This is a genomic window from Kitasatospora sp. NPDC087315, from assembly GCF_044744345.1.
Taxonomy (GTDB): domain Bacteria; phylum Actinomycetota; class Actinomycetes; order Streptomycetales; family Streptomycetaceae; genus Kitasatospora.
This window is the reverse complement of sequence record NZ_JBIUYD010000036.1, coordinates 25388-50443: the sequence shown is the minus strand read 5'-3', so window position 1 is coordinate 50443 and position 25056 is coordinate 25388. Positions and strand designations below refer to the sequence as shown.

At 74.8% G+C, this 25056-nt stretch carries 26 protein-coding genes; 5 read left to right on the top strand and 21 right to left on the bottom strand.

What is annotated here, in order from left to right; all coding sequences use genetic code 11:
- Positions 1-141: 141 nt before the first annotated feature.
- Both ACIO5D_RS35240 and ACIO5D_RS35235 read right to left on the bottom strand, forming a co-directional pair.
- Positions 142-798, bottom strand: a complete 657-nt coding sequence (locus ACIO5D_RS35240) for a class I SAM-dependent methyltransferase (protein WP_400800174.1) — start codon at positions 796-798, stop codon at positions 142-144.
- A gap of 143 nt (positions 799-941) precedes the next feature.
- A complete protein-coding gene (locus ACIO5D_RS35235) occupies positions 942-1172 on the bottom strand; it encodes a hypothetical protein (protein WP_363612080.1) in 231 nt (76 codons plus the stop codon).
- A gap of 340 nt (positions 1173-1512) precedes the next feature.
- Between ACIO5D_RS35235 and ACIO5D_RS35230 the strand changes: the two genes are divergently transcribed.
- Positions 1513-2043 (top strand): hypothetical protein, encoded by a 531-nt coding sequence (locus tag ACIO5D_RS35230; RefSeq protein WP_400800171.1) that lies wholly within the window; start codon positions 1513-1515, stop codon positions 2041-2043.
- Between the two features lie 166 nt (positions 2044-2209).
- On the opposite strand, the gene ACIO5D_RS35225 is transcribed toward ACIO5D_RS35230, so the two are convergent.
- The 5 genes from ACIO5D_RS35225 to ACIO5D_RS35205 all read right to left on the bottom strand — a co-directional run bounded on the left by ACIO5D_RS35225 (position 2210) and on the right by ACIO5D_RS35205 (position 9355).
- Entirely contained in the window at positions 2210-4438 is a 2229-nt protein-coding gene (locus tag ACIO5D_RS35225) for an acyltransferase family protein (RefSeq protein ID WP_363612076.1), read from the bottom strand.
- Between the two features lie 165 nt (positions 4439-4603).
- Positions 4604-6331, bottom strand: a complete 1728-nt coding sequence (locus ACIO5D_RS35220) for a glycosyltransferase family 2 protein (protein ID WP_400800168.1) — start codon at positions 6329-6331, stop codon at positions 4604-4606.
- 296 nt (positions 6332-6627) lie between these two features.
- Positions 6628-7713, bottom strand: a complete 1086-nt coding sequence (locus tag ACIO5D_RS35215) for an RNA ligase family protein (protein WP_400655480.1) — start codon at positions 7711-7713, stop codon at positions 6628-6630.
- 139 nt (positions 7714-7852) lie between these two features.
- Positions 7853-8353: a GNAT family N-acetyltransferase gene (locus tag ACIO5D_RS35210; protein WP_363612116.1), complete on the bottom strand. Its 501-nt coding sequence runs from the start codon at positions 8351-8353 to the stop codon at positions 7853-7855.
- Positions 8354-8722: 369 nt separating this feature from the next.
- The gene (locus tag ACIO5D_RS35205; protein WP_363612070.1) at positions 8723-9355 is read right to left on the bottom strand and encodes a TetR/AcrR family transcriptional regulator; all 633 of its coding nucleotides are present in this window, start codon (positions 9353-9355) and stop codon (positions 8723-8725) included.
- Between the two features lie 193 nt (positions 9356-9548).
- Between ACIO5D_RS35205 and ACIO5D_RS35200 the strand changes: the two genes are divergently transcribed.
- Both ACIO5D_RS35200 and ACIO5D_RS35195 read left to right on the top strand, forming a co-directional pair.
- On the top strand, positions 9549-10307 hold the full coding sequence (locus ACIO5D_RS35200) for an SDR family oxidoreductase (protein ID WP_363612068.1): 759 nt from the start codon (positions 9549-9551) through the stop codon (positions 10305-10307).
- Positions 10304-10492, top strand: a complete 189-nt coding sequence (locus ACIO5D_RS35195; RefSeq protein WP_400655475.1) for a hypothetical protein — start codon at positions 10304-10306, stop codon at positions 10490-10492. Before ACIO5D_RS35200 ends, ACIO5D_RS35195 begins: the two co-directional genes overlap by 4 nt.
- On the opposite strand, the gene ACIO5D_RS35190 is transcribed toward ACIO5D_RS35195, so the two are convergent.
- The 3 genes from ACIO5D_RS35190 to ACIO5D_RS35180 all read right to left on the bottom strand — a co-directional run bounded on the left by ACIO5D_RS35190 (position 10465) and on the right by ACIO5D_RS35180 (position 13694).
- Positions 10465-11244, bottom strand: coding sequence for an SDR family NAD(P)-dependent oxidoreductase (locus ACIO5D_RS35190; protein WP_400655473.1), 780 nt, complete (start codon positions 11242-11244; stop codon positions 10465-10467). The genes ACIO5D_RS35195 and ACIO5D_RS35190 overlap by 28 nt on opposite strands.
- 125 nt (positions 11245-11369) lie before the next feature.
- On the bottom strand, positions 11370-12641 hold the full coding sequence (locus ACIO5D_RS35185; RefSeq protein WP_400800165.1) for an acyl-CoA dehydrogenase family protein: 1272 nt from the start codon (positions 12639-12641) through the stop codon (positions 11370-11372).
- 3 nt (positions 12642-12644) lie between these two features.
- A complete protein-coding gene (locus ACIO5D_RS35180) occupies positions 12645-13694 on the bottom strand; it encodes a phosphotransferase family protein (protein ID WP_400800162.1) in 1050 nt (349 codons plus the stop codon).
- A 144-nt stretch (positions 13695-13838) separates the two neighbouring features.
- On the opposite strand from ACIO5D_RS35180, the gene ACIO5D_RS35175 reads away from it, so the two are divergent.
- Entirely contained in the window at positions 13839-14936 is a 1098-nt protein-coding gene (locus tag ACIO5D_RS35175; RefSeq protein ID WP_400800159.1) for a hypothetical protein, read from the top strand.
- 22 nt (positions 14937-14958) lie between these two features.
- Here the strand turns inward: ACIO5D_RS35175 and ACIO5D_RS35170 are convergent, their stop codons facing one another.
- The 11 genes from ACIO5D_RS35170 to ACIO5D_RS35120 all read right to left on the bottom strand — a co-directional run bounded on the left by ACIO5D_RS35170 (position 14959) and on the right by ACIO5D_RS35120 (position 23650).
- Complete coding sequence (locus tag ACIO5D_RS35170; protein WP_400800157.1) at positions 14959-15744, bottom strand: carotenoid oxygenase family protein; 786 nt, start codon at positions 15742-15744, stop codon at positions 14959-14961.
- Entirely contained in the window at positions 15741-16424 is a 684-nt protein-coding gene (locus ACIO5D_RS35165; RefSeq protein WP_400800154.1) for a TetR/AcrR family transcriptional regulator, read from the bottom strand. The genes ACIO5D_RS35170 and ACIO5D_RS35165 overlap by 4 nt, the downstream gene beginning before the upstream one ends.
- A 176-nt stretch (positions 16425-16600) precedes the next feature.
- Complete coding sequence (locus ACIO5D_RS35160) at positions 16601-17500, bottom strand: Gfo/Idh/MocA family protein (RefSeq protein WP_400800151.1); 900 nt, start codon at positions 17498-17500, stop codon at positions 16601-16603.
- A gap of 85 nt (positions 17501-17585) precedes the next feature.
- Positions 17586-18254, bottom strand: a complete 669-nt coding sequence (locus ACIO5D_RS35155) for an O-methyltransferase (protein WP_363612052.1) — start codon at positions 18252-18254, stop codon at positions 17586-17588.
- Between the two features lie 89 nt (positions 18255-18343).
- Positions 18344-19030, bottom strand: coding sequence for a DedA family protein (locus tag ACIO5D_RS35150; RefSeq protein ID WP_400655459.1), 687 nt, complete (start codon positions 19028-19030; stop codon positions 18344-18346).
- Positions 19031-19393: 363 nt separating this feature from the next.
- Complete coding sequence (locus ACIO5D_RS35145; protein ID WP_400800148.1) at positions 19394-20605, bottom strand: hypothetical protein; 1212 nt, start codon at positions 20603-20605, stop codon at positions 19394-19396.
- Entirely contained in the window at positions 20595-21230 is a 636-nt protein-coding gene (locus tag ACIO5D_RS35140) for a SigE family RNA polymerase sigma factor (RefSeq protein WP_363612046.1), read from the bottom strand. Before ACIO5D_RS35140 ends, ACIO5D_RS35145 begins: the two co-directional genes overlap by 11 nt.
- 6 nt (positions 21231-21236) lie before the next feature.
- Positions 21237-21500, bottom strand: a complete 264-nt coding sequence (locus tag ACIO5D_RS35135) for a hypothetical protein (RefSeq protein WP_400800145.1) — start codon at positions 21498-21500, stop codon at positions 21237-21239.
- Between the two features lie 182 nt (positions 21501-21682).
- Complete coding sequence (locus ACIO5D_RS35130) at positions 21683-22519, bottom strand: class I SAM-dependent methyltransferase (protein ID WP_363612042.1); 837 nt, start codon at positions 22517-22519, stop codon at positions 21683-21685.
- Between the two features lie 151 nt (positions 22520-22670).
- Positions 22671-23465: a spermidine synthase gene (locus tag ACIO5D_RS35125; protein WP_400800207.1), complete on the bottom strand. Its 795-nt coding sequence runs from the start codon at positions 23463-23465 to the stop codon at positions 22671-22673.
- A 56-nt stretch (positions 23466-23521) separates the two neighbouring features.
- Positions 23522-23650 (bottom strand): hypothetical protein, encoded by a 129-nt coding sequence (locus ACIO5D_RS35120; protein WP_400655451.1) that lies wholly within the window; start codon positions 23648-23650, stop codon positions 23522-23524.
- 127 nt (positions 23651-23777) lie between these two features.
- Between ACIO5D_RS35120 and ACIO5D_RS35115 the strand changes: the two genes are divergently transcribed.
- A complete protein-coding gene (locus ACIO5D_RS35115; RefSeq protein ID WP_363612040.1) occupies positions 23778-24737 on the top strand; it encodes an alpha/beta hydrolase in 960 nt (319 codons plus the stop codon).
- The last annotated feature ends 319 nt before the right edge of the window (positions 24738-25056 follow it).

The window sequence follows — 25056 nt, the reverse complement described above, 5'->3', positions numbered from 1 at the left end:
ACCATTGGGGGTGCGATTCGCGTCGATGGCGAATTCCTTGCGGTATCTGGCCGGTTCGCTTCCATACGGCACCGGGCGCGAGCCTCGCGGACGAGGACGCGGCCGCCGGGCCGTCCGGTTGCCGGCCCGGGCCGCGGGAACTCAGCGCGACGCCGACGGATCGGCCCGCCGCACCCCGCTCGCCCCGCTCGCCCCGCTCGCCCGCTGGAACGCGAGCAGGCTCCACCGCACACCGGCCCGGCCGTGCAGGTCCCCGCGCTCCGCACGGTGCAGCAGCTCCAGCCCGCGGGCCCGGGCCAGCGCCACCGTCTCGTCCGCCGGGACGTCGAACATCCGGCGTCCGGCCGGAACGGGCCCGTGCCGCAGGGAAAGCAGGACGCGCCCGGCCGGAGCGAGCAGCCCGGCGATCGCGTCCATCGCCAACGGCCGCTCCCGGTCGGCCAGATGCATCCAGACGGCGGTCAGCAGGATCAGGTCGAAGCGCTCGCGCCCGCCGCCGAGGACGGGCAGCGAGGGCAGCGCGTCGTCCACCCAGCGGATGCCGCGTCCGGCGTGGAGGCGGTGGCCGATACCGCGCAGTTCCGCCGTGGGTTCGGCGGCGACGACCCGGTGGCCGAGCCCGGCGAGCGCGGCCGCGTCCCGCCCGGTGCCGGCGCCGATGTCCAGAACGGCGCTCGGCGGCTCGGGGACGAGGTGCAGCACCTCGCGGTGGACCTCGGCGAACGTCACGCTCTCGTACTGCACGGCGAGCCGCTCGGCCTCCTCCCCGTAACCGGCGGTGCTCGCGAGCTGGTTCATGGTTCCTCCGGGGCGCGGTACGGGCGGTCGGGACGATTCTCCCCCAGGTGACCGCCGGTCCGGGTCGCCCGGAAGGAGGACCCGGTCGCAGGTGGGCAAGCGCCCGCCGAAGGGCCCGCGCCGCCGGCGCCCGGCCGGAGCGCTCAGGCCTCGCCGGGGTGCCAGGCGGGCCACTCCCAGGGACGGTCGGCCCAGTGGACCCGGACGGGGTCGTGCGCGTCGAGATCCGGGAAGAGCTGCCGGATCCGGGGCTCGAACTCCTCCGGCGCCAGGGGTTCCCAGCCGTGGCCCTCGAAGTACACCAGGCGGTAGCGGCTGTCGGTACGGAACTCGGCCACCTCGACCAGGGGCTTCGTCGTGCTGTTGGTTTCCATGTCCTCAGCATGTGGTCGGCTCCCGGGCTCCGCACCCGGGGTACGGCAGGCAGCGTACGGCCGACCGGGCGGGCCTCGGAGAACCCTCTTCCGGGTCATATCCCGACGGCGGAACGCTCGTTGAGCACTGCACACGGTTTGGTGGGGGGTTCGGCGGCAGGAGGACAAGACGATGAGCGGGCAACCGACGCACGCACAGCAATGGCAGTGGCCGCAACAGGCGTGGCAGCCCCCGCCGCTGGGGGCATCCGCGGTGCCGCCACCCACGCCGCGCCCGCCCGCACCGCCCCGGCGCTCGCGCCGGGTGTGGGGCGCGTCGGCCATCGGAACCCTCGCGGTGATGGCGACCGTGCTGGTGATGTGCGGACCGGGATCGGACGAGGAACTGTCCGGGGCGGTGCCGGTCCCGGAGGCCTCGCCCTCGCCGTCCGGGTCCGCGGCGCCCGCGCTGCTGCCGGTGTCGCCGCGGCTGGTGTCCGCCACACCGTCACCCTCGCCGGAGAACGCCCCGACCTCGCTCGGCGCCGGAACGGCCGACCTCGGGGCGGCACCGGCCGCCCCGGCGTCGAACGCCACGCCCTCCGGACCGGACCGCTCCGCGAGCGCCCGGCCGAAGCCGGGCCGGACGCCCCACCCGTCGCCGTCCCACGGCACCGGCGCCGCCGGTGCGTCCGCGCCCACCCCCGCGGCCTCGGCGGCCTCGGCGGCACCGGCTGTCCCGGCGAACGGTGCGGGTGCCGGCAAGCCGGGCGGCGGCCAGGGCGCGGGTGCGGGCTCGGGGGCGGGCACGGTCTGCGACCAGGCGGAGCGCCTCGGCCGCTGGAAGCCCGGCTCGGAGCAGTCCCGGCTCTGCCACAGCGTCTACGGCTGAGCGCGGCGGCCACCGGCCGCGCGGGCCGCCCGGTGCCGAGGGGGCGAGTGCCGACGGGTTCGGGGGCGCCCACGACGCCCGTGGGGCCCGAACGGACGGCGGCCCGCCCCCGGGGTTCGGGGACGGGCCGCCGTCGGCCGGGCCGCGCGGCGCGGCGCGCCGCGGCTCACCCGGCCGGCAGCAGCCCCCGGTCCAGCCGGGGCGCCAGCACCCGGGCCAGCGTGTCGGTGATGTGCCCGGTGTCGCGGTAGAGCACCACGCCCTCCAGCACCGCGGGGCAGTCCGGGCCGGTGCCCGGGCAGAGCAGCGGGCCGAGGTCCAGCACCCGGACCCGGTAGCGCTCGGCGAGTCCGCCGTCGATCAGCGGGTCACGCTCGAAGGCCGTCTCGCGCGGGAAGAAGCAGGCGTCGGAACGCCCGTCCGAGGCGGCGAGGCAGGTTGGGATGTCCTTGCCGGGCATCGGCGTGTCGCCCAGGTAGGCGAGTGGGGCGCCGGTGGCGGTGAGGCGGTCCAGGGTGCGGGTCCAGCCGGTGGCGCGCTCCTCCTGGCTGCCGTACCGGTTGAGGCCGGCCATCAGGATCAGCCGCGGCTTGGGCCCGGTGGCCAGCCGGGTGAAGGTGTTCTCGCGCCAGCGGTCGCACTCGTCGAAGGTGCGGCCGAGGACGTTGTTGCGCACGGTCAGGGTGGCCAGCGGGCAGCCGGGCTTGACCAGCACCTCCAGCGCCCAGTGCCGCTGCTCGGCCAGGGCGAGCGCGCCCGAGATCCACTGGCCCGCGTGCGAGTCGCCGATCAGGACGATCCGGTCCGGGCTGTCCTCGGTGCCGAACAGGCAGCGCGGGCTGCTGTCGGCGCCGAGCGCGATCTCGCAGCCCCTGCCGGGCGGGAAGTCCTCCCGGGCCCGGGCCAGCGAGGGCGTCAGGCTGAGCACCCGGACGCCGGGGGCGAGCAGGTCGGGGCCCTCCACCGCACCGGCCGGGGCGACGGTGGACGCCTCGGCCGTGCCCAGGGCCCGGACGGTGCCGCCGCCCAGGGTCAGCCCGGCGATCAGCGGGATGACCAGTGCGCTGGCACCGACGGCGAGGCCCCGGCGCGGCGCCGGGCTGCTGCCGTAGCGCAGCGGCTGCTCCACCAGCCGCATGGTGAGCCAGGCCGGCAGGGCGCTGGCGGCGGTGAGCGCGACCAGGGTGGTCCACGGCAGGCTGCCGTACCTGGCCTGGGCGATGGTCAGCACCGGCCAGTGCCACAGGTACCAGGCGTAGGAGAGCCGGCCGGCGGCGCGCAGCGGGCGGACGGAGAGCAGCCGGCCGACGTCGGTGGCACCGAGTGCGCGGTGCGCCGGGCCGGCGAGCAGGACGGCGGCGGTGCCGAGCACCGGCAGCAGGGCGGCGCTGCCGGGGAAGGGCGTGTTGCGGTCGTAGTGGAAGACCGCGACGACGACCGCCGCCGCGCCGCCCCAGCCGAGCAACCGCAGTGCCCGGTCGGCCGGGCCCGCGGCGCGGCCGCCGTTCGACAGCCGGGCGGCGAGGGCGGAGCCGAGCAGGGCGGCGCAGGCGCCGGCCGCGAACTCCCAGAGGCGGCTGGCGGTGGAGAAGTAGCCCAGTGGCGCCGAGCCGGCCGTCCAGCGGATGCAGAGCAGCAGCGAGACGGCGCCGATGGCGACGGTCGCGAGGGTGATCGCGGTGGTGCGGCGGCGGCCCCGGAGGTAGCGGACCAGGCCGAGCAACAGGACGCCCCAGAGCAGGTAGAACTGGTTCTCCACGCCGAGCGACCAGAAGTGCTGGAGTGGGCTGGGGTCGCGTTCGGCGGCGAGGTAGTCGGTCTGCTGGCCGACGAACCGCCAGTTGGCGAACTGCCCGGCGGCGGCGATCAGGTCGCGGGCGAGGTCGGTGCCGCGCAGCGGGTCGAGCAGGGCGCCGCCGGCGAGCGCGGTGGCGACCAGGACGACGGCGGCGGCGGGCAGGATGCGGCGGGCTCGGCGCGCGGCGAAGTCCCAGAGGCCGATGGGCCGGCCGAGCAGCAGCCCGGTGATGAGAAAGCCGGAGATGACGAAGAAGATGTCGACGCCGACGTAGCCGCCGGTGAAGGCGGGGACGGAGGCGTGGAAGGCGAGGACGGACAGCACGGCGATGCCGCGCACGCCCTCGATGTCGGGGCGGAAGGCCGCCCGCTTGCGTGGTTCCTCGGCCGGTGGCGCCGCCAGGGCGGTCCGGTGGCCGGGGTCGGGTGCGCGGTCGATGCGCACGGTGTCCGGTAACACGTCACCCGACGGGGCGGCGCTCGACAGGACGGCGGTCGACAGCACGACGTCCGGCAGGACGGCGTCCGCCGACTGCGGTGGGTTCGACGGCTCGGCGCTCGACGGCTCGGCGCTCGACGGTGGTACGGCCGTTGACACGGCGGTGCTCCTTGCAGGGCTGGCAGCGGTGGTCGGGGCTGCCGGGCCGATGGGGCGGCCGGGCGGCGGGTCCGCGCCGGTGGGGCGACGCGCAAGGAAGGTGGAGCAGAGGGAGGGTGGAGCAGAGGGAAGGTGAAGCGGGAGGAACCGGAGGGCGAGGGCCGGTCAGAACATCAGGGGGTCGGCCCAGCCGGACGCCAGCAGCCCGCAGAGCAGCAGCACGGCGGTGACGGCCACCGCCTCCGCCCGGCCGAAGCGCAGGTCGGAGCTGCGCCGGACGGGCGGGGCGACCTCGGCCACGGCGGCTCCGTCGCCACCGCGCAGCAGGGGCCACAGGGACCGGATGAGCGGGATCATGGTGTAGGCGGTCAGCGAGAGCAGTGCGATCAGCGCCCAGTACGGCTGCCAGCCGCGCAGCGCGACGGCCCGGGCGAGACCGGCGATCCCGGCGAGGATGACGAAGCCGAGCCAGCCGACGCCGATCCGGGCGACCGTCCGGGCCAGTGAACTGCCGCCCGACACCGCGCCGGTGGGCACCCAGTCGGCGCTGCGGCGGCGCAGCGCGTGCGCGATGGCGACCACGTGGCAGAGCCCGCCGAGGAGTTGGACCCGGGTGACCTCGAATCGCCACCGGGTGCGGGACATCGCGGGCAGCAGCACCAGCGCGACCCAGATCGGCGGCAGGAACGGCAGGACCTGCCAGGGCTCGATCTCGGAGGGGGCGAAGAACAGCATGATCAGCGCCGGCAGCGGGATGGCGAAGACGTTCACCGCGCTGGTGAGGTAGCCGAGGATGCCGTTCCAGAAGCAGAGCCGGGCGGAGCGGGAGAGCGGGCCGCGGCGGAAGCCCGGGTCACGGACCAGCGCGAGCGAGCCGAGGCACCAGCGGTACTGCTGGCTGATGAAGGCGGGCAGTCCGGTCGGCGACATGCCCTTGGCGACCAGCGCGGGGACGTAGCGGGTGGTCCAGCCGGCACGGGCCAGCGAGAGGCCGGTGTAGAGGTCCTCGCTGTGGTCGATCTCCGCGAAGCCGCCGACCCGTTCCAGGGCGGCGCGCCGGTAGAGCGCGTTGGTGCCGCAGCAGACGGTGCCGTCCTGGGCGTCCCGGGAGGGCTGGATCCAGCGGTAGAAGATCTCCTGGGTGGCGCCGGCGGCCCGCTCCAGCCACGACATGTCGGGGTCGGTGTCGAAGCACTGCGGGCTCTGCACGATGCCGACCTCGGGGTTGTCGAGGTAGGGCACCAGGTGGTGCAGGAAGTCGGGGCGCGGGCAGAAGTCGGCGTCGAGGACGGCGATGATGTCGCCGTTGCCCTCGGCGAGGCCGTGGTTGAGGTTGCCGGCCTTCTTGAACCGGCCGCGGTCGGGACGGGCTCGGTACTGGAAGCCGTACGACTCGGCGAGTTCGCGCACCTCGGGGCGGTCCGCGTCGTCGAGCACCAGGACGGTCAGCCGGCCGGGCCAGCGGACGGCGGCGGTGTGGCGGTAGGCGTTGTCGAGGACGGCGAGCGGTTCGCCGGCGGTCGGCAGCAGCACGTCGACACCGGGGCACCGGGCGGGCCGCCAGGCGCCCAGCAGCAGGTCGTGCGAGTCACGGGTGAAGCGGCGCGAGCGCTGGCCGTCGGTGAGGGAGAGCAGCCAGGTGACGGCGTTGAGCACGGTCAGCAGCAGGAACGGCCAGAGCAGCGGGCGGCTGAGCGCGAACAGGCCGAGCGTGGCGGTGGCTCCGGCGTAGGAGAGGGTGGCGCAGAGCAGCACCCAGCGGCGCTGCGGGCCGAAGTACCAGTAGAGCTCCTCGTCGTCGGGCGGACTGGGCAGTCGCAGGGACGGGTCCGCGGGTATCCGGCGCGGACCGGTGTCGGATGCGGGCATGGCGGTGCCATGGAGTACGGGCATGCGGAGATAGCCCCCTGGGCTGGGACGGGACGTGGCCGTTCTGCCGTCAGCCTCTCATATTGGCCTAGACCAATCGTTAACAAGGTATGACATCTGCGTATTGCCGCAGGTCAGGACTTTGACGGTCCGTCATGATCACACAGGAGTGGATCAGTCCGCACAAGTGTCCGAGTGCTGGTCGGGGGTTCGGGCGAACTCGTCGGTGGGCGCGGGGGATCGCCGCCACTCCCCGCACGATCATCCGAACGTGCAGGTCGTGACGGTTCGTCAACGCTGCCGCCACCCCGTTGGCGGTGCTATCCGCGGCGCTCACCGCCCGTGCGGCGGTCGGCGGCGTCCAGCAGGGCGAGGGTGCGGGCGCCCGGGAGCAGTGCCTGTTCCAGGGACCGGGCGGGCGCCTCCTCCAGGCCCCCGATGGCCGAGGCGATCTCCTCCCTGGCGTCCTGGGCGATTTCGGCGGCCACCACGGCCGCGGGGGTGGAGGGGCCGAGTTTGCTGACCGCCGCGGCGGCGCGGGCCGGGGTGAGCAGGGCCGTGGCTTCGATCAGGAGCCAGGCGGGCACCCCGGTCACACCGTGCGGCGGTGGCAGGTAGGGCCGTGCGCCGTTGTAGCGCGCGTCCTCCGCGAACGCGGGTTGCTTCACCTTGGCGACCGGGCGGTTTTCGGCCTCCGGGGTGTCGGTCTCGTGCCACTCCCCGGCCGGCTTGAGGACGTAGCCTTCGGCGAGGTTGTCGTCCAGTTCGGGCAGTCCGAGGGCGGCGGGGACCTTGGTGCGGAATGTGCTCGGCAGCTGCTGCAGCGTGTTCAGCGGACCGTGCCCGAGTGCGGGCACGCAGGTGAGCCCCGCCGCGGCGGCGGCTCGGCGAAGGGAACGGTCGGAGATCCAGCGGCGGTCGCCGGAGGCGGTGGCGACATGGGCGTCGAAGAGCAGCCAGTGCAGGCCCGGCGCGTACCACACCCCGGTCTGCACCGGCTCGCTTCCGGGCTCCGCGGGAACGTCCGGGTGCGGGTAACGGCCGCCGGCCAGTTCGCCGTAGATGGTCACCACCGCGTCGTCGCCGTCCGCGTCCGTCGCGCCGCCGGGTTCGCCAGGTGCCCCGCCCCGGGCCGTGCGCAGTACCGCGGCGAAGCGGGCCGCGGCCACGGCCAGCGCGGGCCAGATCCTGCTGACGCCGAAGAAACCGTCGAGCAGTTCGTCGCCCAGCAGCTCGCGCCGTTTGGCCGGACGGACTCCGGAGCGATCGCAGACAACGGCGAAGTGCGCTCCGTGCACCTTCTCGGCGGCGACCCATTCCCGGACCGCGAAGCCGCCGAGCCGTCCGCCGGCGGGGATCTTGGGGTAGGGCAGCAGGGCGGGGGGCTGGGATGCGATATCGGACATCAGAGGATCATCCGCCGCACGCCCGGCGGCGGGCAACGGAATTTGGCCGCCCGCGTCGGGCCGGCGGGCGGCGGGAGGACGACCCAGAACCCGGCCGCCCCGGGCCGGGGCGGCCGGGAGCGGGCCGGTCCGCGGCCCCTCAGCGCCCGGCCACGGACTTGGTCAGCGTCTCGAACCGCAGGTCGGGCCGGAGCGGGATGCCGAAGCGCTCGTCGCCGTACGGGAACGGGGTGTGGACACCGGTGCGGTGGAAGCCCCGGCGCTCGTACCAGGCGATCAGGTCGGACCGCTGCTCGATCACCGTCATCTCCAGCTCGGCGGCGCCCCACTCCCCCGCGACCCGCTCGGCCTCCGTGAGAACGGCCCGGCCGAGGCCGCCGCCCTGGCGGCCGGGGCGCACCGAGAACATGCCGAAGTAGGCGCGCTCGCCCCGGCGTTCCAGCTGGCAGCAGGCCAGCAGTTCACCATCCTGCTCGGCGATCAGGACGACGCCGTCCGGGTGGGTGATCGCGGCGGTGACGCCCTCGGCGTCGGTCCGCTGCCCCTCCAGCAGGTCGGCCTCGGTGGTCCAGCCGGCCCGGCTGGCGTCGCCCCGGTAGGCGGACTCGACGAGTTCGACCAGGGCGGGCACATCGGCCAGGGTCGCCGGGCGGAAGGCGGGCCCGCCGACCGGGGCGACGGCGGCGGGCGCGGCGGTGTCGCCCCGGTCGGCGGGCCGGACCGCCTCCGACAGGTCGGTGGCGGGCTGGGCGTCTCGGGTGGTCTCGGGCACGGCGGTCCCCTTCCTCGGTGGTGCGGCGGCCGCACGGATGTCGGCCCTCAGGAATCGTGCCACAGCAGCTCAGCGGCACCGCGGGCCGGATCCGAGAGGCCGGGGGCGGAGCACGGATCCGGCAGGGAGCGGCCCGGCCCCGTGACGGCGGTTCAGGAGGCGGCCGGGAAGACAGGGCAGGCCACCGCCCTGGCCGATCGCACCCGACGCGGTGCCACGATCTGCCCGCGCCGCCGCTCAGGCCACCCGGGCGCCCAGCATCCGCAGCACCAACTCGCCGTACCGGCGGCCGAGTTCCTCCGGTGTCTCGCTGCTGCGGTCGGTGTACCAGCGGGAGACGTCGATGCCCAGCGAGGTGACGGCGCGGGCCGCCGTCCGCACCTCGGCGACCTGGAAGACCCCGGCCTCGACGCCCGCCCCGATGATCGCGCTGACCTCGCGCTCGATGTCCAGCCGGAGCGCCGCGACCACCGCGTAGGCGTCCTCGGGCAGCGCGTGCAGTTCGTAGTTGACCACCCGGCCGACCGTCCGCGCCCGGGCGTGCCAGGCCGTGAACTCCTCCACCAGCCGCCGCATCCGTGCCACCGGGCCCCCCTCGCCGGCCGCCGCCGCCCGGACCAGCGCCAGCGTGGCCGCGTGCCCGGCCCGGCTGATCTCGGCCAGCAGGGCGGCCTTCGACGGGTAGTGGATGTACAGCGCGGCCGGGCTCATCCCGGCGGCGGTGGCGATGTCCCGGGTGGTGGTGGCGTGGAAGCCGCGCTCGGCGAACGATTCGACGGCCGCCTGGATCAGCCGGTAGGCCGCCTCGGGGCGGGCGTCGGGGCCGCCGGGCAGGGCGGGCCAGAGGTCGGCGATGGGCGTGCTCGTCATGGCGTCATCCTCGCAGAAGACTCGTACAGACGTTCCAGCCGGACGCCCCGGCGGACTGTTGACAGCGTCCCGCACCGACCGCATGCTGAGCAAGCGCTTAGTCACACCGGGCCACCGGGCCCGGCCCACGCCCCACCCCTCGCCGAACCGCCGACTCCGCCGACTCCGTCGAACGCGTGCGAAAGGACCCTCCGTGGTGCACTCCTTCAAGGGCCAGGTGGCCGTCGTCACCGGATCCAGCCGGGGCATCGGCCTCGGGATCGCGCGCGAGCTGGTCGCCCGGGGGGCGAAGGTCTGCCTGACCGCCCGTACCCCCGAACCGCTCGCCGAGGCCGTCCGCGACCTGGGCGGGCCCGACGTCGCGATCGGCATCGCCGGCAAGGCCGACGACCCGGCCCACCAGGAGGAGGCCGTCGCCCGCACGATGGAGGCCTTCGGACGGCTCGACCACCTGGTCAACAACACCGGGATCAACCCCGTCCACGGCCCGGTGCTGGCCACCGACGACGCCGTCGCCGCCAAGATCCTGGCCGTCAACGTGCTGGCCCCGCTCGCCTGGACCCGCCGCGCCCACGCCGCCTGGATGGGCGAGCACGGCGGCTCGGTGGTCAACGTGGCGTCCGTCGCGGGCATCCGCGCCTCGCTCGGCATCGGCCTGTACGGGGTGAGCAAGGCCGCGCTGATCCGGCTGACCGCCGAACTCGCCGCCGAACTCGGCGGCCAGGGGATCCGGGTCAACGCCGTCGCGCCCGCCGTGGTCAAGACGCGGTTCGCCGAGGCGCTCTACGAGGGCCGGGAGGAACAGGTCGCCGCCGCGTACCCGCTCGGGCGGCTCGGAGTGCCGGAGGACGTCGCGGGCGCGGTCGCCTTCCTGCTCTCCTCGGACGCCGCCTGGATCACCGGCCAGACCCTGGTGGTGGACGGCGGCGTCACCCTCGGCGGCGGCCTGTGAGCACCGACCGGAGCTCCGGGGCGGACGGCCCGGCCGGCGGCTTCACCGGCCAGGGCACGGCGGTCACCGGCGCCGGCGCGGTCGGCGAGGCGCTGCCGGCACCGACGGCGCTGGGCCCGGCCGAGTCCGGCGGAGCGGTGGCCCTTGCCGGCGGGGATCACCCGGCCGTGATCGGTCCGAGGTAGGTGCCGCCGGAGACGTCGATGGTCTGGCCGGTCACCCAGCGCCCCTGCGGACCGGCCAGGAAGCCCACCACGTCCGCGATGTCCTCCGGCTCGCCGATCCGTCCGAGCGCGGTGATCGACTCGAGTCCGGCCATCGCCTCGGGAGCCGAGGTGTAGCCGGCGATCATGTCGGTCCGCACCACCCCGGGGGCGACCGTGTTCACGGTGATCCCGCGCCGGCCCAGTTCGTTGGCGAGCGACGGGCCGAGGGCCGCCAGCGCCGCCTTGGTGACGGTGTAGCCGATCTGGCCGGCGGCCGCGATCCGGGTGGCCGCCGAGCCGATGCTGACGATCCGCCCGCCGTCCCGCAACAGCGGCAGCGCCCGCTGGACCACGAAGACCGGCGCGCTCACGTTGACCGCCAGCAGCCGCTCGAACTCCTCCTCGGTGAGCTGCCCGATCGAACTGACCGAGTGGATGCCCGCGTTGTTGACCAGGATGTCCAGGCCGTCCGCGCCGTGCTCCGCCAGCCCGGCGGTGAGCCCCTCGAACAACCGGTCCACCGCGCCGCTCTCGCCGAACCGGGCCCGCACCGCGAACGCCCGCCCGCCGGCCCCGGCGATCAGCGCCACCGCCTCCGCGGCGGCCGCGTCGTTGCCGCCGTAGTGGACCGCGACCAGCGCCCCCTCGGCGGCGAGCCGCAGGGCGACCGCGCGCCCGATCCCGCGCGAACCACCCGTCACCAGTGCGGTCCTGCCGTCCAGTTCACCCATGATCGCCCCTCCCCTCGCGCTGTCCCGGTCGGATCCGGGAACGGTTCAGCCTAGGACGAGTACTGCCGAAGCCGGGCGGCTTCGGCAGTACGGCTCCGGGCACACGGCCCCCTTCCAGCTCCTCCCTACCGGCCCCCCTCCGCGGCCCCCTCCCGGTGGCGCCGCAGCTCGCGCCGGGCGAGCGAGCGCTTGTGCACCTCGTCCGGCCCATCGGCCAGGCGCAGCGTGCGGTTCCCGGCCCAGAGCTGGGCGAGCGGGGTGTCCTGGCTGACCCCGGCGGCGCCGTGCGCCTGGACGGCCTTGTCGAGGATCCACTCGACGGTGCGCGGGGTGGCGATCTTGATGGCCTGGATCTCGGTGTGCGCGCCGCGGTTGCCGACGGTGTCCATCAGCCAGGCGGTCTTGAGCACCAGCAGCCGCAGTTGCTCGATCCGCACCCGGGACTCGGCGATCCAGTCCTGGACGACGCCCTGGTCGGCGAGCGGACGGCCGAAGGCGACCCGCTCCAGGGTGCGCCGGCACATCAGCTCGACGGCGCGCTCGGCGATGCCGATGGCCCGCATGCAGTGGTGGATCCGGCCGGGCCCGAGCCGGGCCTGGGCGATGGCGAAGCCGGAGCCCTCCTCGCCGATCAGGTTGGCGGCGGGGACCCTGACGCCGTCGAAGTGGATCTCGGCGTGGCCGCCGTGGTCGGCGTCGTCGTAGCCGAAGACCTTCATGCCGCGCCGCACCGTGACGCCGGGGGTGTCGCGCGGGACGAGGATCATGCTCTGCCGCCGGTGCGGCTCGGCGGCGGGGTCGGTCAGGCCCATGACGATGAGGATCCGGCACTCCGGGTTCATCGCCCCGGTGATGTACCACTTGCGCCCGTCGACGACGTACGTGTCCCCGTCGCGCCGGATCCGGGTGGCGATGTTGGCGGCATCGGAGGAGGCGACGTCGGGCTCGGTCATCGCGAAGGCGGAGCGGATCTCGGCGGCGAGGAGGGGGCGCAGCCAGCGCTCGCGCTGCTCGGCGGTGCCGAACTGGGCGAGGAGTTCCATGTTGCCGGTGTCGGGCGCGGCGCAGTTGAGGGCGGGCGGCGCGAGCTGGGGGCTGCGTCCGGTGATCTCGGCGAGCGGCGCGTACTGGAGGTTGGTGAGGCCGGCGCCCTCGCTGCCGGGCAGGCTGTGCCGGTTTGACAGGCTGTGCTGCTTTGACAGAAAAAGGTTCCAGAGGCCCTGTTCGCGCGCCTCGGTCCGGAGGTCGGCGACGATCGGCGGAACAGCCCAGGGGGCGCGGGCCGGATCGGCGAGCTGGGCCTCCAGGACGGGTTCGGCGGGATGAACGTGCTGGTCCATGAAGGCCAGCAGCCGCTCGCGCAGTTCGAGCGTCCGGGCGTCGTGGGCGAAGTCCATCGGTCAGCGCTCCTTGAGGGCGTCGAGGCTGGTGAGGCCGTGTTCGGCGAGGACGGGCGCCATCTCGCCCGCCCGTTCGAAGCCGGTGCCCAGGGTGCGGCCCTGCCGGTAGCGGTAGTGGATGCCCTCGGCGACCACGGCGAGCTTGAAGGACGCGAAGGCGACGTACCAGTGGAGGTCGGCGGCGTCGCGGCCGGTGTTCTCCGCGTACCGGGCGACCAGTTCCCCGGCGGCCGGGAAGCCTGGGGCGGTCGCGGCGGAGGGGATGATGCCGCCGCCGACGCCGGCGAGCTCGGTGTACATCACCAGCAGGCCGACGTCGGTGAGCGGGTCGCCCAGAGTGGACATCTCCCAGTCCAGGACGGCGGTGATGGTGTCGCCGGACCGGTCCGAGGAGTCCACCAGCACGTTGTCGAGCCGGTAGTCGCCGTGGACCAGGGCGGGCGCCGGGGAGGCGGGCAGCCGTTCGGCGAGCAGGCCGTGCAGGCGGTCGACGCCGGGCAGTTCACGGCTGCGGGAGGCCTCCAGCTGGGTGGACCAGCGGCGCAGCTGGCGCTCCAGGTAGCCCTCGGGGCGGCCGAAGTCGGCGAGTCCGACGGCGGCCGGGTCGATCCGGTGCAGGGTGGCGAGGGTGTCGGCCAGGCGGTGGCCGAGGGCGTGGACGCGCTGCTCCCCGAGGGCGCCGAGGGCGGCCGCGTCGCGGTGCGCCGTCCCGGGGACGTGCTCCATCAGGTACCAGGGCGCGCCGAGCACGTCCGTCCCCCGGTCCAGCAGCAGGGTGGCGGGGACGGGGACGCCGGTGTCGCGCAGGGCGGTCATCACCCGGTGCTCGCGGCCCATGTCGTGCGCGGTGGCGAGGACGTGCCCGAGCGGCGGGCGGCGCAGCACCCAGCGGGAGGTGCCGTCGGTGAGGCGGTAGGTGAGGTTGGAGCGGCCGCCCTCGATCAACTCGGCCCGCAGCGGCCCCTGGACGGTGCCGGGCAGCGCGCGGTCGAGATGGGCGCGGAGCCGGGCGAGGTCCAGGCCGGGCGGGTCGGCGGGGGTGTCGGGCATGGGCTCGCTCCTGGGTCCGGGGTAGCTGACTAAGCGCTTGCTTAGCATTCAACCGGGTGCCGCGCCCTGTCAATGCCCCGGCGCTCCGGCGCCGCCCGCCGGGCCCGCGCCGCCGCCACCCCGTCCGGCCGCCACAATGGCGTCATGAGGCTGATCCACACCCTGGGCGGCGTGCTGATCCTGCTGCTCACCATCGCCAGCATCCTGCGCACCCTGGTCGTCCCGCGCGGTCTGTACTCCGCGCTGGCGTACCGGCTCTGGTGGGGGCTGCGGACGCTGCTGCGGCTGTCCGCAGCGCCGTTCGGCACCTACCACGCGCAGGACCGGGCGCAGACCTGGCTGGCGCCGCTGATCCTGCTGGGCATGCTCGCGGTGTGGCTGAGCTCGATGCTGCTGGCGTACACCCTGCTGCTGCACGGCATCTCGGAGCTGAACTGGGCGGTGTCGTTCCGGGAGGCCGGTTCCAGCCTCTTCACGCTGGGCTTCGCGAGCGGGGAGCGGCTGCACCTGTCCGCGCTGGACTTCCTGGCCGCCGCCAGCGGGCCGCTGGTGATCGCCCTGCAGATCGCCTATCTGCCGACCCTCTACGCCGCGTACAACCGGCGCGAGGTGGAGGTGACCCTGCTGCAGTCCCGGGCCGGGGAACCCGCCTGGGGGCCGGAACTGCTGGCACGGCAGTGGCTGGTGGACACCGAGACGGCGCTCCCCCAGCTGTACCGCGACTGGGAGCGGCTGGCCGCCGACATCGGCGAGAGCCACTCCAACTACCCGGTGCTGCTCTCCTTCCGCTCCCCGCGGCCGCACCGCAGCTGGGTGGTGGGCCTGGTCACGGTGATGGACGCGGCCGCGATCCACCTGGCGGTCTCCCCGGACTCCGCGCCGCCGGAGGCCAGGCTGGTGCTGCGGGCCGGGTTCACGGCGATGCGCGACATCGCCCGCTCACTGCGGGTCGGCTTCGACCCGGACCCGACGCCGGACACCCCGGTACTCCTGACCTTCGCCGAGTTCGACGCGGCCGTCTCGATGATCACCGCCGCCGGCTTCCCCCGCGAGCGCCCGGCCGCCGAGGCCTGGCCGCACTTCCACGGCTGGCGGGTCAACTACGAGGCGCTGGCCTACGAACTGGCCCGCCGCAGCGACGCCGTGCCCGCCCTGTGGACCGGCCCCCGCGACTTCCGCACCGCCGCCATCCCCCCGGCCCGCCCCACCGACCGCCGCCCGCCTCCGGACGGCGGGGCGTGACGGCCGGCGGGCGGGCCCGCGCTCAGCCGGTCGACCGGTCGTCCGGGACCCAGTTGCCGTGCAGACCGAGCGGGACGCGGACGGGCAGGTGGACGCGGGCGAGCGGTTCGCCGGTGAAGTCCTGGGCGGCGAGGATGACCAGGTCGGCTGCGCCGCGCTCGGGGTTGTGGGCGTAGGCCATGACGTACCCGTCGTCCTCGGCGGCGGACGACTCGGCAGGGACGAACACGCCCTCCCCGACGGCTCCGAACCGCCCGAACTCGTGTGCCTCGGTGGCGCCTCGGAGCAGGTCGTGCTTGAGCAGCGCGCTGCTGAAGCCCTCGTCCGGCCGGCTGTCCCGGGGGCCGGCGGGCACCGCGGGCGTCGCACCGAGGTCGCAGGGGCCGACCGTGTCGAGCTCGTAGGTGAGTTCGTACGGCTTCAGCCCACCCTCGATGAGGGCGAAGGTGCGGCCGGCCAGCCCGGCCACCTGGACGTTCGGGGCGAAGTCCGTCCGCTCGTCGACGGGGGCGCCGCGGCGCGGTTCGCCGAGCCGGTCGGCGACCGAGGCGGAGCGGACCCAGCGGTTGCGGTACCACTCGGCGCGGCCGTCGCGGATGCGCACGCCGTGCACCATGCCCTCGCCGAGGGTCCAGATGTGCGCGGCGGCGTCCTCGACACCCAGCGGGTTGGGGCCGGTGCGCAGATAGCGGCCGCTGAGATGGGCCGGTATCCGGCCGGTGACGGGCAGGTCGTAGGCGGTGACCTCCTCGGTGACGGGTGCGAAGCTGCCCGACAGATAGCGGTTGGACGTCAGTGACGTGGTCATGCGTTCCGTCCTTGGTCGGTCGCGCTCTGGTCGGTCGTGCCCTGGCCGGTCGTGCCCTGGCCGGTCATGGGAGCCGGCTGGGCGAGGAAGGCGTGGCCCACCGCCGTCATCAGCGCCTCGTAGTACCGGGCCGCGGTGTCCGGCGGGAAGTGGCCGGCGAGTTCCAGGCTCACCGCCCCGTGCGCGGCGGCCCAGAGGAGCTTCGAGATCTCCTGGGCGTCGCCGGGGCGGAAGACGCCGGCCTCGATACAGGCGGCCACGGCCGCCACGGAGGTGTCGAAGGCGGTCGCGGCCACCGCGAGGGCCTCGGCGCTCGGCCGGTAGCCGGGAACGGCCTGTTCGAACATGACCCGGTAGTAGGCGGGTTCGGCCAGTGCGTGCCGCCGGTAGGCGGTGCCGAGGTGGTCGAGGTGGGCCAGCGGGTCGGCGGTGCGCGGGACGCGCTCCTGGGCCCGGCGGAGCCGGGCGAACCCCTCCCGGTACAGGGCGTCGGCCAGCCCGTCCTTGCCGCCGAACATGGTGTAGAGGACTTTGGTCGACGCACCGATCTCGGTGGCGATCCGCCGCATGGTCAGCGCGGCGGACCCCTCCTCGACCAGCAGGGCGATGGCGCGGTCGAGGATCGCGGCGCGCGCGGCCTCCTGGCCGCGCCGCAGGGCGTCCTGGTAGAGCGTGCTCATGGGTAACACCGCATCTGATGGGTAACGTTGTTACCAGGCCCGCCGCCGAACCAACTCCGTCCAGCCGAAAGGGCCCTGACACGGCAGCGGGGCCCGCACCGGTCGGACGCTGTCCGGTCGGTGCGGGCCCCGCTGCCGTACGACCGCCGAGGCTCGAACACCCGGCGGCCCGGGGATCAGACCTCGGTCGGACCCCCCGTGGCGAGGGAGCGCTCGGCGGCGGCCAGGATCTCCACCACCCGCAGGCCGAAGGCGGCGTCACAGGCGTGCCGCTCACCGGTGCGGGCGCTGTCCCGCAGGGCGTCGAGGGCCCGGTGGAGGGCGCGGATCGGGCCTTCGCCGCGTTCCGGCAGCTGGACGACGCCGCTGGTACCGCGCAGTTCCATGCCGGTGCCGCCGGCGGCGAGCGGAGCGGTCAGGCTGAGGGCGAGGGTGCTGGACGCGCCGCCGGTGTGCCGCAGGACGAGGTGGAGGGTGTCCAGTGGGCCGGACACGGCCGTCACCTGGGTGGCGTCGCCCATCACCGGCAGCAGGACGGAGAGCGCGTGCGGGCCGACGTCCCAGAGGGCGCCCTTCTCCTGCCGCCACGGCGAGGCCGCGTACGGGCTGCTGCTGCCGGGGGCGAAGACCGAGCCGAGCCAGTCGGAGCGGGCGGTGAACCAGCCACCGACGGCGGTCTGCTTCTCGATCCACGGCATCTGGTCGCCGCCGAAGCGGACGGTGAAGAAGACCACCGAGGCCACCTCGTTGGCCTCCACCGCCCGGACCACCCGCCGGGCGTCGGGCACGGTCAGCGCGACCGGCTTGTCCAGCAGCAGGTGGCAGCCTGCCTCTGCGGCGCGCACCGCGAGGTCGGCCTGGACGGCCGGGGGCAGCGCGATGGAGACGGCGTCGACCTCGACGAGCAGCCGGTCGAGGTCGGGGTACCCGGGAACGCCGTGCGCCTCGCCGAGCGCGGCGGCCGCCTCGGGGCGGCGGCCCCAGACTCCCGCGAACTCCCACCCGGGGTGCTCCGCCAGTACGGGTGCGTGCACCCGTTCCGCCCAGGGGCCGGTGCCCAGCAGTCCGATCCGCACGTTTCCTCGCTCCTTGCTCTGGTCCTCACCCCCCGGGATTCCCACCCCACCCGGGATCCCGTCCCCGGGCCCCGGCCCCGGTGGTTCAGCGCTGCACGCGAACCAGCGTGAAGCCGTCGTAGCCCTTGCCGCCGACCGTCTGCACGGACGTTCCGGAGACCCGCGGTTCGGCCGCGATCAGGTCGTGCAGCCGCCGGGTGCCGACGACCGACGGGTCGGTGCTCGCCGCGTCGGCGACGGCACCGCCGCGCACCACGTTGTCGACGATGATCAGCGAGCCCGGCCGGGTCAGCTTCAGCGCCCACGCGAAGTACTCCGGGTTGCCCCGCTTGTCCGCGTCGATGAAGACCAGGTCGAACGGCTCGGCGCCGTCCGCCACCAGCGCGGCGAGCGAGTCGGCGGCGGGGCCCAGCCGAACCTCGGCGACCTTGTCCAGACCGGCCCGGGCGAGGTTCCCCCGGGCGACCCCGGCGTGCTTCGGGTCGATCTCCAGGGTGATCAGCGTGCCGTCGGCGGGCAGCGCGCGGCCCAGCCAGATCGCGCTGTAGCCGCCGAGCGTGCCGACCTCCAGGATCCGCCGGGCGCCCTGGGTGAGGGCCAGCAGGTGCAGCAGCTTGCCCTGGTTGGGCGCGACCGCGATGTGCGGCAGGCCGGCCTCGTCGGCGGCGGCCACCGCCGCGTCCAGCACCGGGTCGTCGCCGACCAGACGCTCCGCGAAGTACGCGTCCACCGCGTTCCACGTCTGCTGGGTCATACCGTCCTCCACCTGCCGGGTTGTCGGTCACCGCCGGGACAGTCCCCGATGCTATCCCGGCGTGCCGACAACCCCTCGGCGGCGGCTCGTCAGTCCGCCGCGCGCACGGCGGGCGCGGACTCGGACTCCGCGGCGGCGGACTCGGCCGCGGCGGCGTCCTCGGCCTCGTGCGCGGCGCGGGCCTTGGCGGCCCGGCGCTTCATCAGCCACGCCGAGAAGGCGCCGCCGACCGCGGCCAGCAGCAGACCGACCCACGAGAACCGCGACAGCCACTGCTCGGCGACCTTGCCGACCTGGTACACCAGCAGAGTGGTGCCGCCGGCCCAGACCACGCCGCCCAGCACGTTGGCGATCAGGAACTTCCAGTACGGCATCTTCAGCGCGCCCGCGAGCGGCCCGGCGAAGATGCGCAGCAGGGCGATGAAGCGGCCGAAGAAGACCGCCCACATGCCCCACTTCTGGAACGAGCGCTCGGCGCTGGCCAGATGGTCTGGGCCGAAGTGCCTGGGGAACTTCCGCCCGAGCTTCTCGAACAGCGGCTTGCCCCCCTTGCGGCCGATCGAGTAGCCGATCGAGTCGCCGATGATCGCCCCCAGGATCGCGCAGACGGCCACCCAGACCGGGCTGACCACGCCCCGTGCGGACAGCAGCGCCGCCGACACCAGCGCGATCTCGCCGGGCAGCGGGATGCCCAGGGACTCCAGCCCGATGATCAGCGCGACCAGGGCGTACACCGCGCCCGGTGGGACGCTCTCGATCCAGGCGTCGATGTGCAAGGCCAGTACCTCCGTGGCAGGACGAGACTTCGCGGCAGAACGAACCGACGCCCGGCCGGTGGTCTCGACAATGATCCGATGGCGGCACCAGGCCGCTCCCCGAAAGGGCAGCCTAACGTGCCGGGCGGCCTGTCCCCCCGGCCGACAACCCCCGATTACGACGTACGGCGACCCGCCATGGTTCCAGCCGCCCGGTTCGGGTCTGCGCAGCTCAGACCGGTTCGGGTCCGGCGAAGCGCAGGAGGCGGGAATCGCGCCGGGACCCGGTGCGCCGCGCCGCCGCGACATCGCCCCCGGTGGCCGACCGGGCGCCCGGAGAGCCGATCCGGCTCCCACCCCCGTGGTATGCGGGGGGCCGGTGGGTCAGGGCCGCCAGGCCGGGGCGGTGGCGATCACCTTGAGCTGCTCAAGGCTGAGCGCCGGTGTCCCGGGGCGGGCGGTGTACCCGTTCTCGCCGTTCCACTCGTTGATCTCGACCTTTCGGCCGTCCGGGTAGTAGACCGCGGCCGACCAGTGCAGGACCGTGTCGACCGCCGTCTTGCCGTTCCCGAAGCTGTTGGTGACGACGGTGCTGCCGTCGGCCCGCCGCTCCCTCACCGCCAGCGGCCCGGCCGAGCCCGTCGACTCGGCGTACTCCTTGTCCTCGATGCCCCGCCGGCCCGGCTCGGTGACGCTCACCGCGAGCATGCTGGTGCGACCCTCGTACGTCACCGTGAGGTGCGGTCCGCTCCCGCCCTCGTGTCCGGACGGCACGGCGCCCGGCGGCAGCAGCGGGACGAGCGTCGCGAGCAGTTCCTCCGCCTTCGGGCCGGGCTCGGGAGCCGGCGGCCTGGGCGGGTTGTCCCGCGCCGGCAGCGCGTCGAAGAGCCGTTCCCAGGCGGGTGCGGTGACCAGGGCGCGCAGTTGGTCGGCGTCGAGCGGCGGGTCCTCCCGGGCGGGTGTGACCGACTCCTCGCTGTGCTCGATGATCTGCACCCGGCGGCCGTCCGCCGCCGCCCAGGTCGCGCGCCACTCCCGGCGGCCCTCGTTGTTCGGGTCCCGCAGCTTGTCGATCACCAGCGCGGAACCGTCCGGGGCGATCGTGCGCTCGCAGGAGTCCTGCGGCCCGTTGAACGGATCCATGCAGACGGCGGCCGCGCCCGGGGTCAGCTCGGTGCGGTCGACGGTGTAGGACATGGCGCTCTCCCCCTTGCCGTCGTCGTAGAAGAGGCCGCCGTCGGTCCGGTACCTGTCCCCGGTCGGACCGGGCACGCCGGGCGTCTCGGCGTATGTGACCCGGACCTTCCCCTGCGGAAGCAGCGAGGTGATCAGCTCCACCACCTCCTCGGAGGTCATCGGCCGCACCGGCTCGACGGCCGGCCGGGCCGCGTCCGCCCCGATGCCGCCGCCGAATGCCGCGAGGCTTCCGGCGGCCAGGACCGCGACCGCCAGCCCACTGGCCAGCACCGCCCGCCGCTGGTTGCGCCGGCGCCGGCCGCGCCGCTCGGCATCGGCGGCGAGCGTGTGCAGCGCCGATTCCGGCGCCAAGGCCGCCGCGCCGCGCAGGGCCAGGGCGAAGTCGTCTTCAAAGGACATGGCCGTGCACCGCCTTCTCGCTGGTGGAGTCCGTTGCCGCACGACCGGCCCCGGCCGGAGCCGGGCCGCGGCCGGGGCCATCGCTGTTGCCGCCGTCGTTGTCGTCATCGCCGAGACTGTCGCCGAGGGCCGCGCGCATCCGGGCCAGCGCCCGGCTGCTGCGCGAGCGCACCGCCGCACTGCTCAGCTGCAGCACGGCGGCCGTCTCCTCCACACTGCGGTCCTCCCAGAACCGCAGGACCAGCACCGCGCGGTCCTGCGCCGGTATCCCGCCCAGCGCCCGCAGCAGCGTCAGCCGCAGCGCCGGGTCCGGCCCGTCCACGGCGATCTCCGGGAAGGTGCTGGTCACCCGCTCCGAACTGCTGCGCCGCCTGCGGTACGACAGGAAGGTGTTGACCAGCACGGTCTGGGCGTAACCGCTCGGGTTGTCGAGCCGAACGACCTTGCGCCACCTCACGAAGATCCGCCCAAGCGCCTCCTGGACGAGGTCCTCGGCCAGGTGGGCGTCACCACCGGTGAGCAGGAAGGCAGTACGCAGCAGATGCCGCCCCCTGGACGCGGCGAAGGCCGGGAAGTCGGGCGGCACCGGCTCGGCCGGCTGCTCGGCGCTCGTTGTGTGATCCATGCTCTTCTAACGCCGTTGACCGACGGTCATGTGGCACACCGGTGGAAGGAAGTTCACACCTCCGCCCCGCCCCCGCTGGAACCCGGCCCAGCCGCGCGTCGTCGCGGGCGGCCAGATCTTCGATCCGGTCCTGCCGCCGACCTTCGCGGCCCAGCCCACGAACTCGTGATCGACTCGACGCAGTGCGCCTCCGCAGGCAGCACCGATGTCGGCCACGAGTTCGGCGCCGGCGTCAACGGGCTGAACGAAGATGTGGTGCAGGGCACTCACTGCCGGACTCCTGGGGGTACCTGACGTCGTAGTTGTCACCGATGACCGGTCCGACGGCCCGGCGGTGGGCAGGTCACGGTCCGTGGCGACACACCGGATCCGGTCGGCGGCCGGGTCCTGGCCGCCGCCTCTGGTGGAAGCCTCGCGCGTGGGAACGGGATCCGCGCGCGCCGACCCGCCGGTTACGACCGCTCGGGCCGCTCGGCGAAGTCCAGGACGGTGACCGAGGGACGACGGGTGGCCAGCGGCGGGACGGTGAGCGCGAGCGGCAACAGGGCGCCGACCAGCCCGCGCCCGCCGGTCGGCCGGACGTCCCGTACCGCGGCCACCGCCGGACCGGCGGTGCGGAGCTTGTCCCGCTCACCCGCGTCCATCGCCCATGGCATCGGGGGCGCCTGGTAGTCGTGGCTGCGCATCTTTCCGCTCAGGGTGAGTCGGCTGAACCAGCGCGGCACGGCGTCCAGTACCAGGGAGCCGCCCGGGAACCGCTCGGCACAGCCCGCGATCAAGGTCCGCACCTGGGCCGGCTGGAGGTACATCAGCAGGCCCTGCGCGGTGACCAGTACCCCATGGTTGCGGTCCACCTCCTCGGTCCAGCCCAGTTCGGTGGCGTCGGCGGCCAGATAGCGCTGCCGCGGCCCGGGCGGCAGCAGTTCCTCGCGCAACGCCACCGCCTCGGGCAGGTCAACGGTGAGCCACTGAGCCCTGCCGTTGTCGACCCGCCAGTACTGGGTCTCCAGCCCCTCCCCGAGGCAGACGACGGTGCCGCGCGGCTCCCGGGCCAGGAAGTCGGCCACCTCGCGGTCGAAGCAGGCCGCCCGCAGTGCCTGGAGCTGGGAGAGGAGCGCGCCGTGGCCGAACCGCTCCGCGAACGGGTAGTCGATCCGCTCCACGAGCTCGACGGCCTTCGGGTCCGGGAGCACCGTGTCGGGCCGCTGGGCCTCCACCGCCCGGTGCCACAGCGTCCACAGCGCCGTCTCCGGTACCGCCTCCAGCTCGGGCCGCTCCACGCTGCTCATCACTCGCTCCCTCGGAGGTGGTCCTGCCATGGACCCGCCGATTCTGACACCCCCGGCGGGCAAACCCGGCGCGCGGCCACGCGGCGCGCCGTGTCAGCGCCCCGGGACGCGGGCGCGCGCCGGGCCGGGCACTCCCCCGGCTCCCCCGCGCTCACCCGACGCTGAACGCACCGTCCGGCGGTGGCGGGGAGGGCCGGGCGGTGGCGTCGGTGACCGCCGGGGTGCGGCCGGTGAAGGCCGCGAGGTCGGCGCCGTCGGTGAGCCGGGCCGGGAAGATGTCGGCGGCCAGCCGACGGCCGAGATCGGCCACCGGGAGCGGCCGGGCGGAGCCGACCAGCAGGATGTTGCCGTAGCGGCGGCCACGCAGCACCGGCGGTTCGGCGATCAGGCAGGTCTGCGGGAAGACCGCGCGCAGCGTCGCGGCCTGGGCCCGGGCGAAGGCCAGCGGCGGGCCGTCCGCCAGGTTGGCGGCGTAGCAGCCGTCGGGGCGCAGCACGGCGGCCGCCAGGCGGAGGAACTCGACCGAGGTGAGGTGCGCGGGGGTGCGGGAGCCGTGGAACACGTCGGCGACCACGAGGTCCAGGGAGGCGGCGGGCAGGTCCGCGAGCGCCGCCCGGGCGTCGCCGACCGTGGCCGTGATGTCCACGCCCGGGCCCTGCCAGGGCAGGTGCTCCTCGACCAGGGCGAGCAGCGGGCCGTCCACCTCGACCACGTGCTGGCGCGAGCCGGGGCGGGTGGCGGCGAGGTAGCGGGGGACGGTGAGGGCGCCGCCGCCGAGGTGGAGCGCGTCGAGCGGCCGGCCGGCGGGGGCCAGGGCGTCGGCGAGGTGGCCGATCCGCTGGGTGTACTCGAATTCGAGGTGGGTGGGGTCGCCGAGGTCCACGTAGGACTGCGGGGTGTCGTCCAGGGTGAGCAGCCAGCCGCCGTCGTGGTCGATGTCGGGCATCAGCCTGGCCCGGCCGAGATCGGTCGTGCGGGCGACCGGCACGGGCTCCGGCGCGGTCACGCCGCCTCCGGGAGGGCGGCGGGTCCGAGGAAGGCGCCGGAGCGGGCGGCCCGCACGGCGGTGACCAGGGGTGATGGGCGGGGAGTCGGCGGGCGGCGGCTCCCCGCGACGGCGTTTCGCGGCATGTCGGCAGCATAGGCCCCTGGTCCGGCGCCGGTGCCACGCCGCCGGCTACCGGCCGGTATCGTCGGTGCCCCGGCGGATTATGGATCCGGTCACGGCAGGTCAGAGCAGAGATTGGGTGCGGCGGACGTGGAGTTCCAAGAAGACATCCTGGGTGCCCCCTACGAGGCGGCCGAGCTTCCGCTCACCCCCGACGAGGAGGGCGCCGTCAGCGCGACCCTGGTCAGGCGGCTGGTGCCCGGCTCGGAGCGGGCCGTGCTCTACATCCACGGCTACACCGACTACTTCTTCCAGACCAATCTCGCCGACCACTTCGTCGCGGCGGGCTTCTCCTTCTACGCCCTGGACCTGCGCAAGTACGGCCGCTCGCTGCGCCCGCACCAGTCGCCGAACCTCATTCTCGACCTCGCCGCCTACGACGAGGAGCTGGACGAGGCGGTCCGGATCATCCGGGACGTCGACGGCCACTCCCGGCTGCTGGTCAACGGGCACTCCACCGGCGGGCTGATCGCCTCGCTCTGGGCCTCCCGGCGGTCCGGGCGCGGGCTGGTGGACGGCCTCTTCCTGAACAGCCCGTTCCTGGCGATGCCCGCCGCCCCGGCCGTCCGCACCCTCGGCGGGCCCGCCGTCGAGGCGATCGGGCGGATCGCCCCCACCCGGGTGCTGCCCAGCGCGCTCAACCCGCACTACGTGCACAGCCTGCACCGCGACCACCGCGGCGAGTGGGACTTCGACCTGCGCCTCAAGCCCGCCGAGGGCTTCCCGCTGTACGCCGGCTGGCTCGCCGCCGTCCAGCGCGGGCAGCGGCGGGTCGGCCGCGGCCTCGTGATCGACTGCCCCGTGCTGCTGATGGCCTCCACCGCCTCCGTCGCCACCAGCAAGTGGCACGCCGCACTGCACCACGCCGACGCCGTGCTGCGCGCCGACGACATCGCGGCCGTCGGCCCGCGCCTGGGCCGCCATGTCACCACCGTCCGGATCAAGGGCGGTATGCACGACCTCGTCCTGTCCGGCGAGGCCGCCCGGACCGAGGTCTTCACCGAGCTCGACCGCTGGACGGGCGCCTACTTCCCGGGGCTACCCGGGTAGGTCCCCGGCCGGGGGCGGGAGAGGATCCCGCCCCCGGCGAGCGGCACCCGGGACCGGCGGCCGGTCACGCCCCGCTACCACCGCCAGCACGGCCGGACCACACTCCCGGGTGAACGACGCGCTCGCGCGAGCATCCGCTTTTCGGCCACCGTCCCACCTGTCGGACCGCCGGGCGGCCTCGCGGACACCCCCGGAAGGCCGGCGGCGGCGCCCTCCCGCGGCACGGCGCCGGGCCGGGGAGGGCCGCCCGGCCGCACCGCCCGTCGACCCGCACCGGGCCGCTGACCTCACCGGTTCCCCCACGCCACGCCACCGGGGC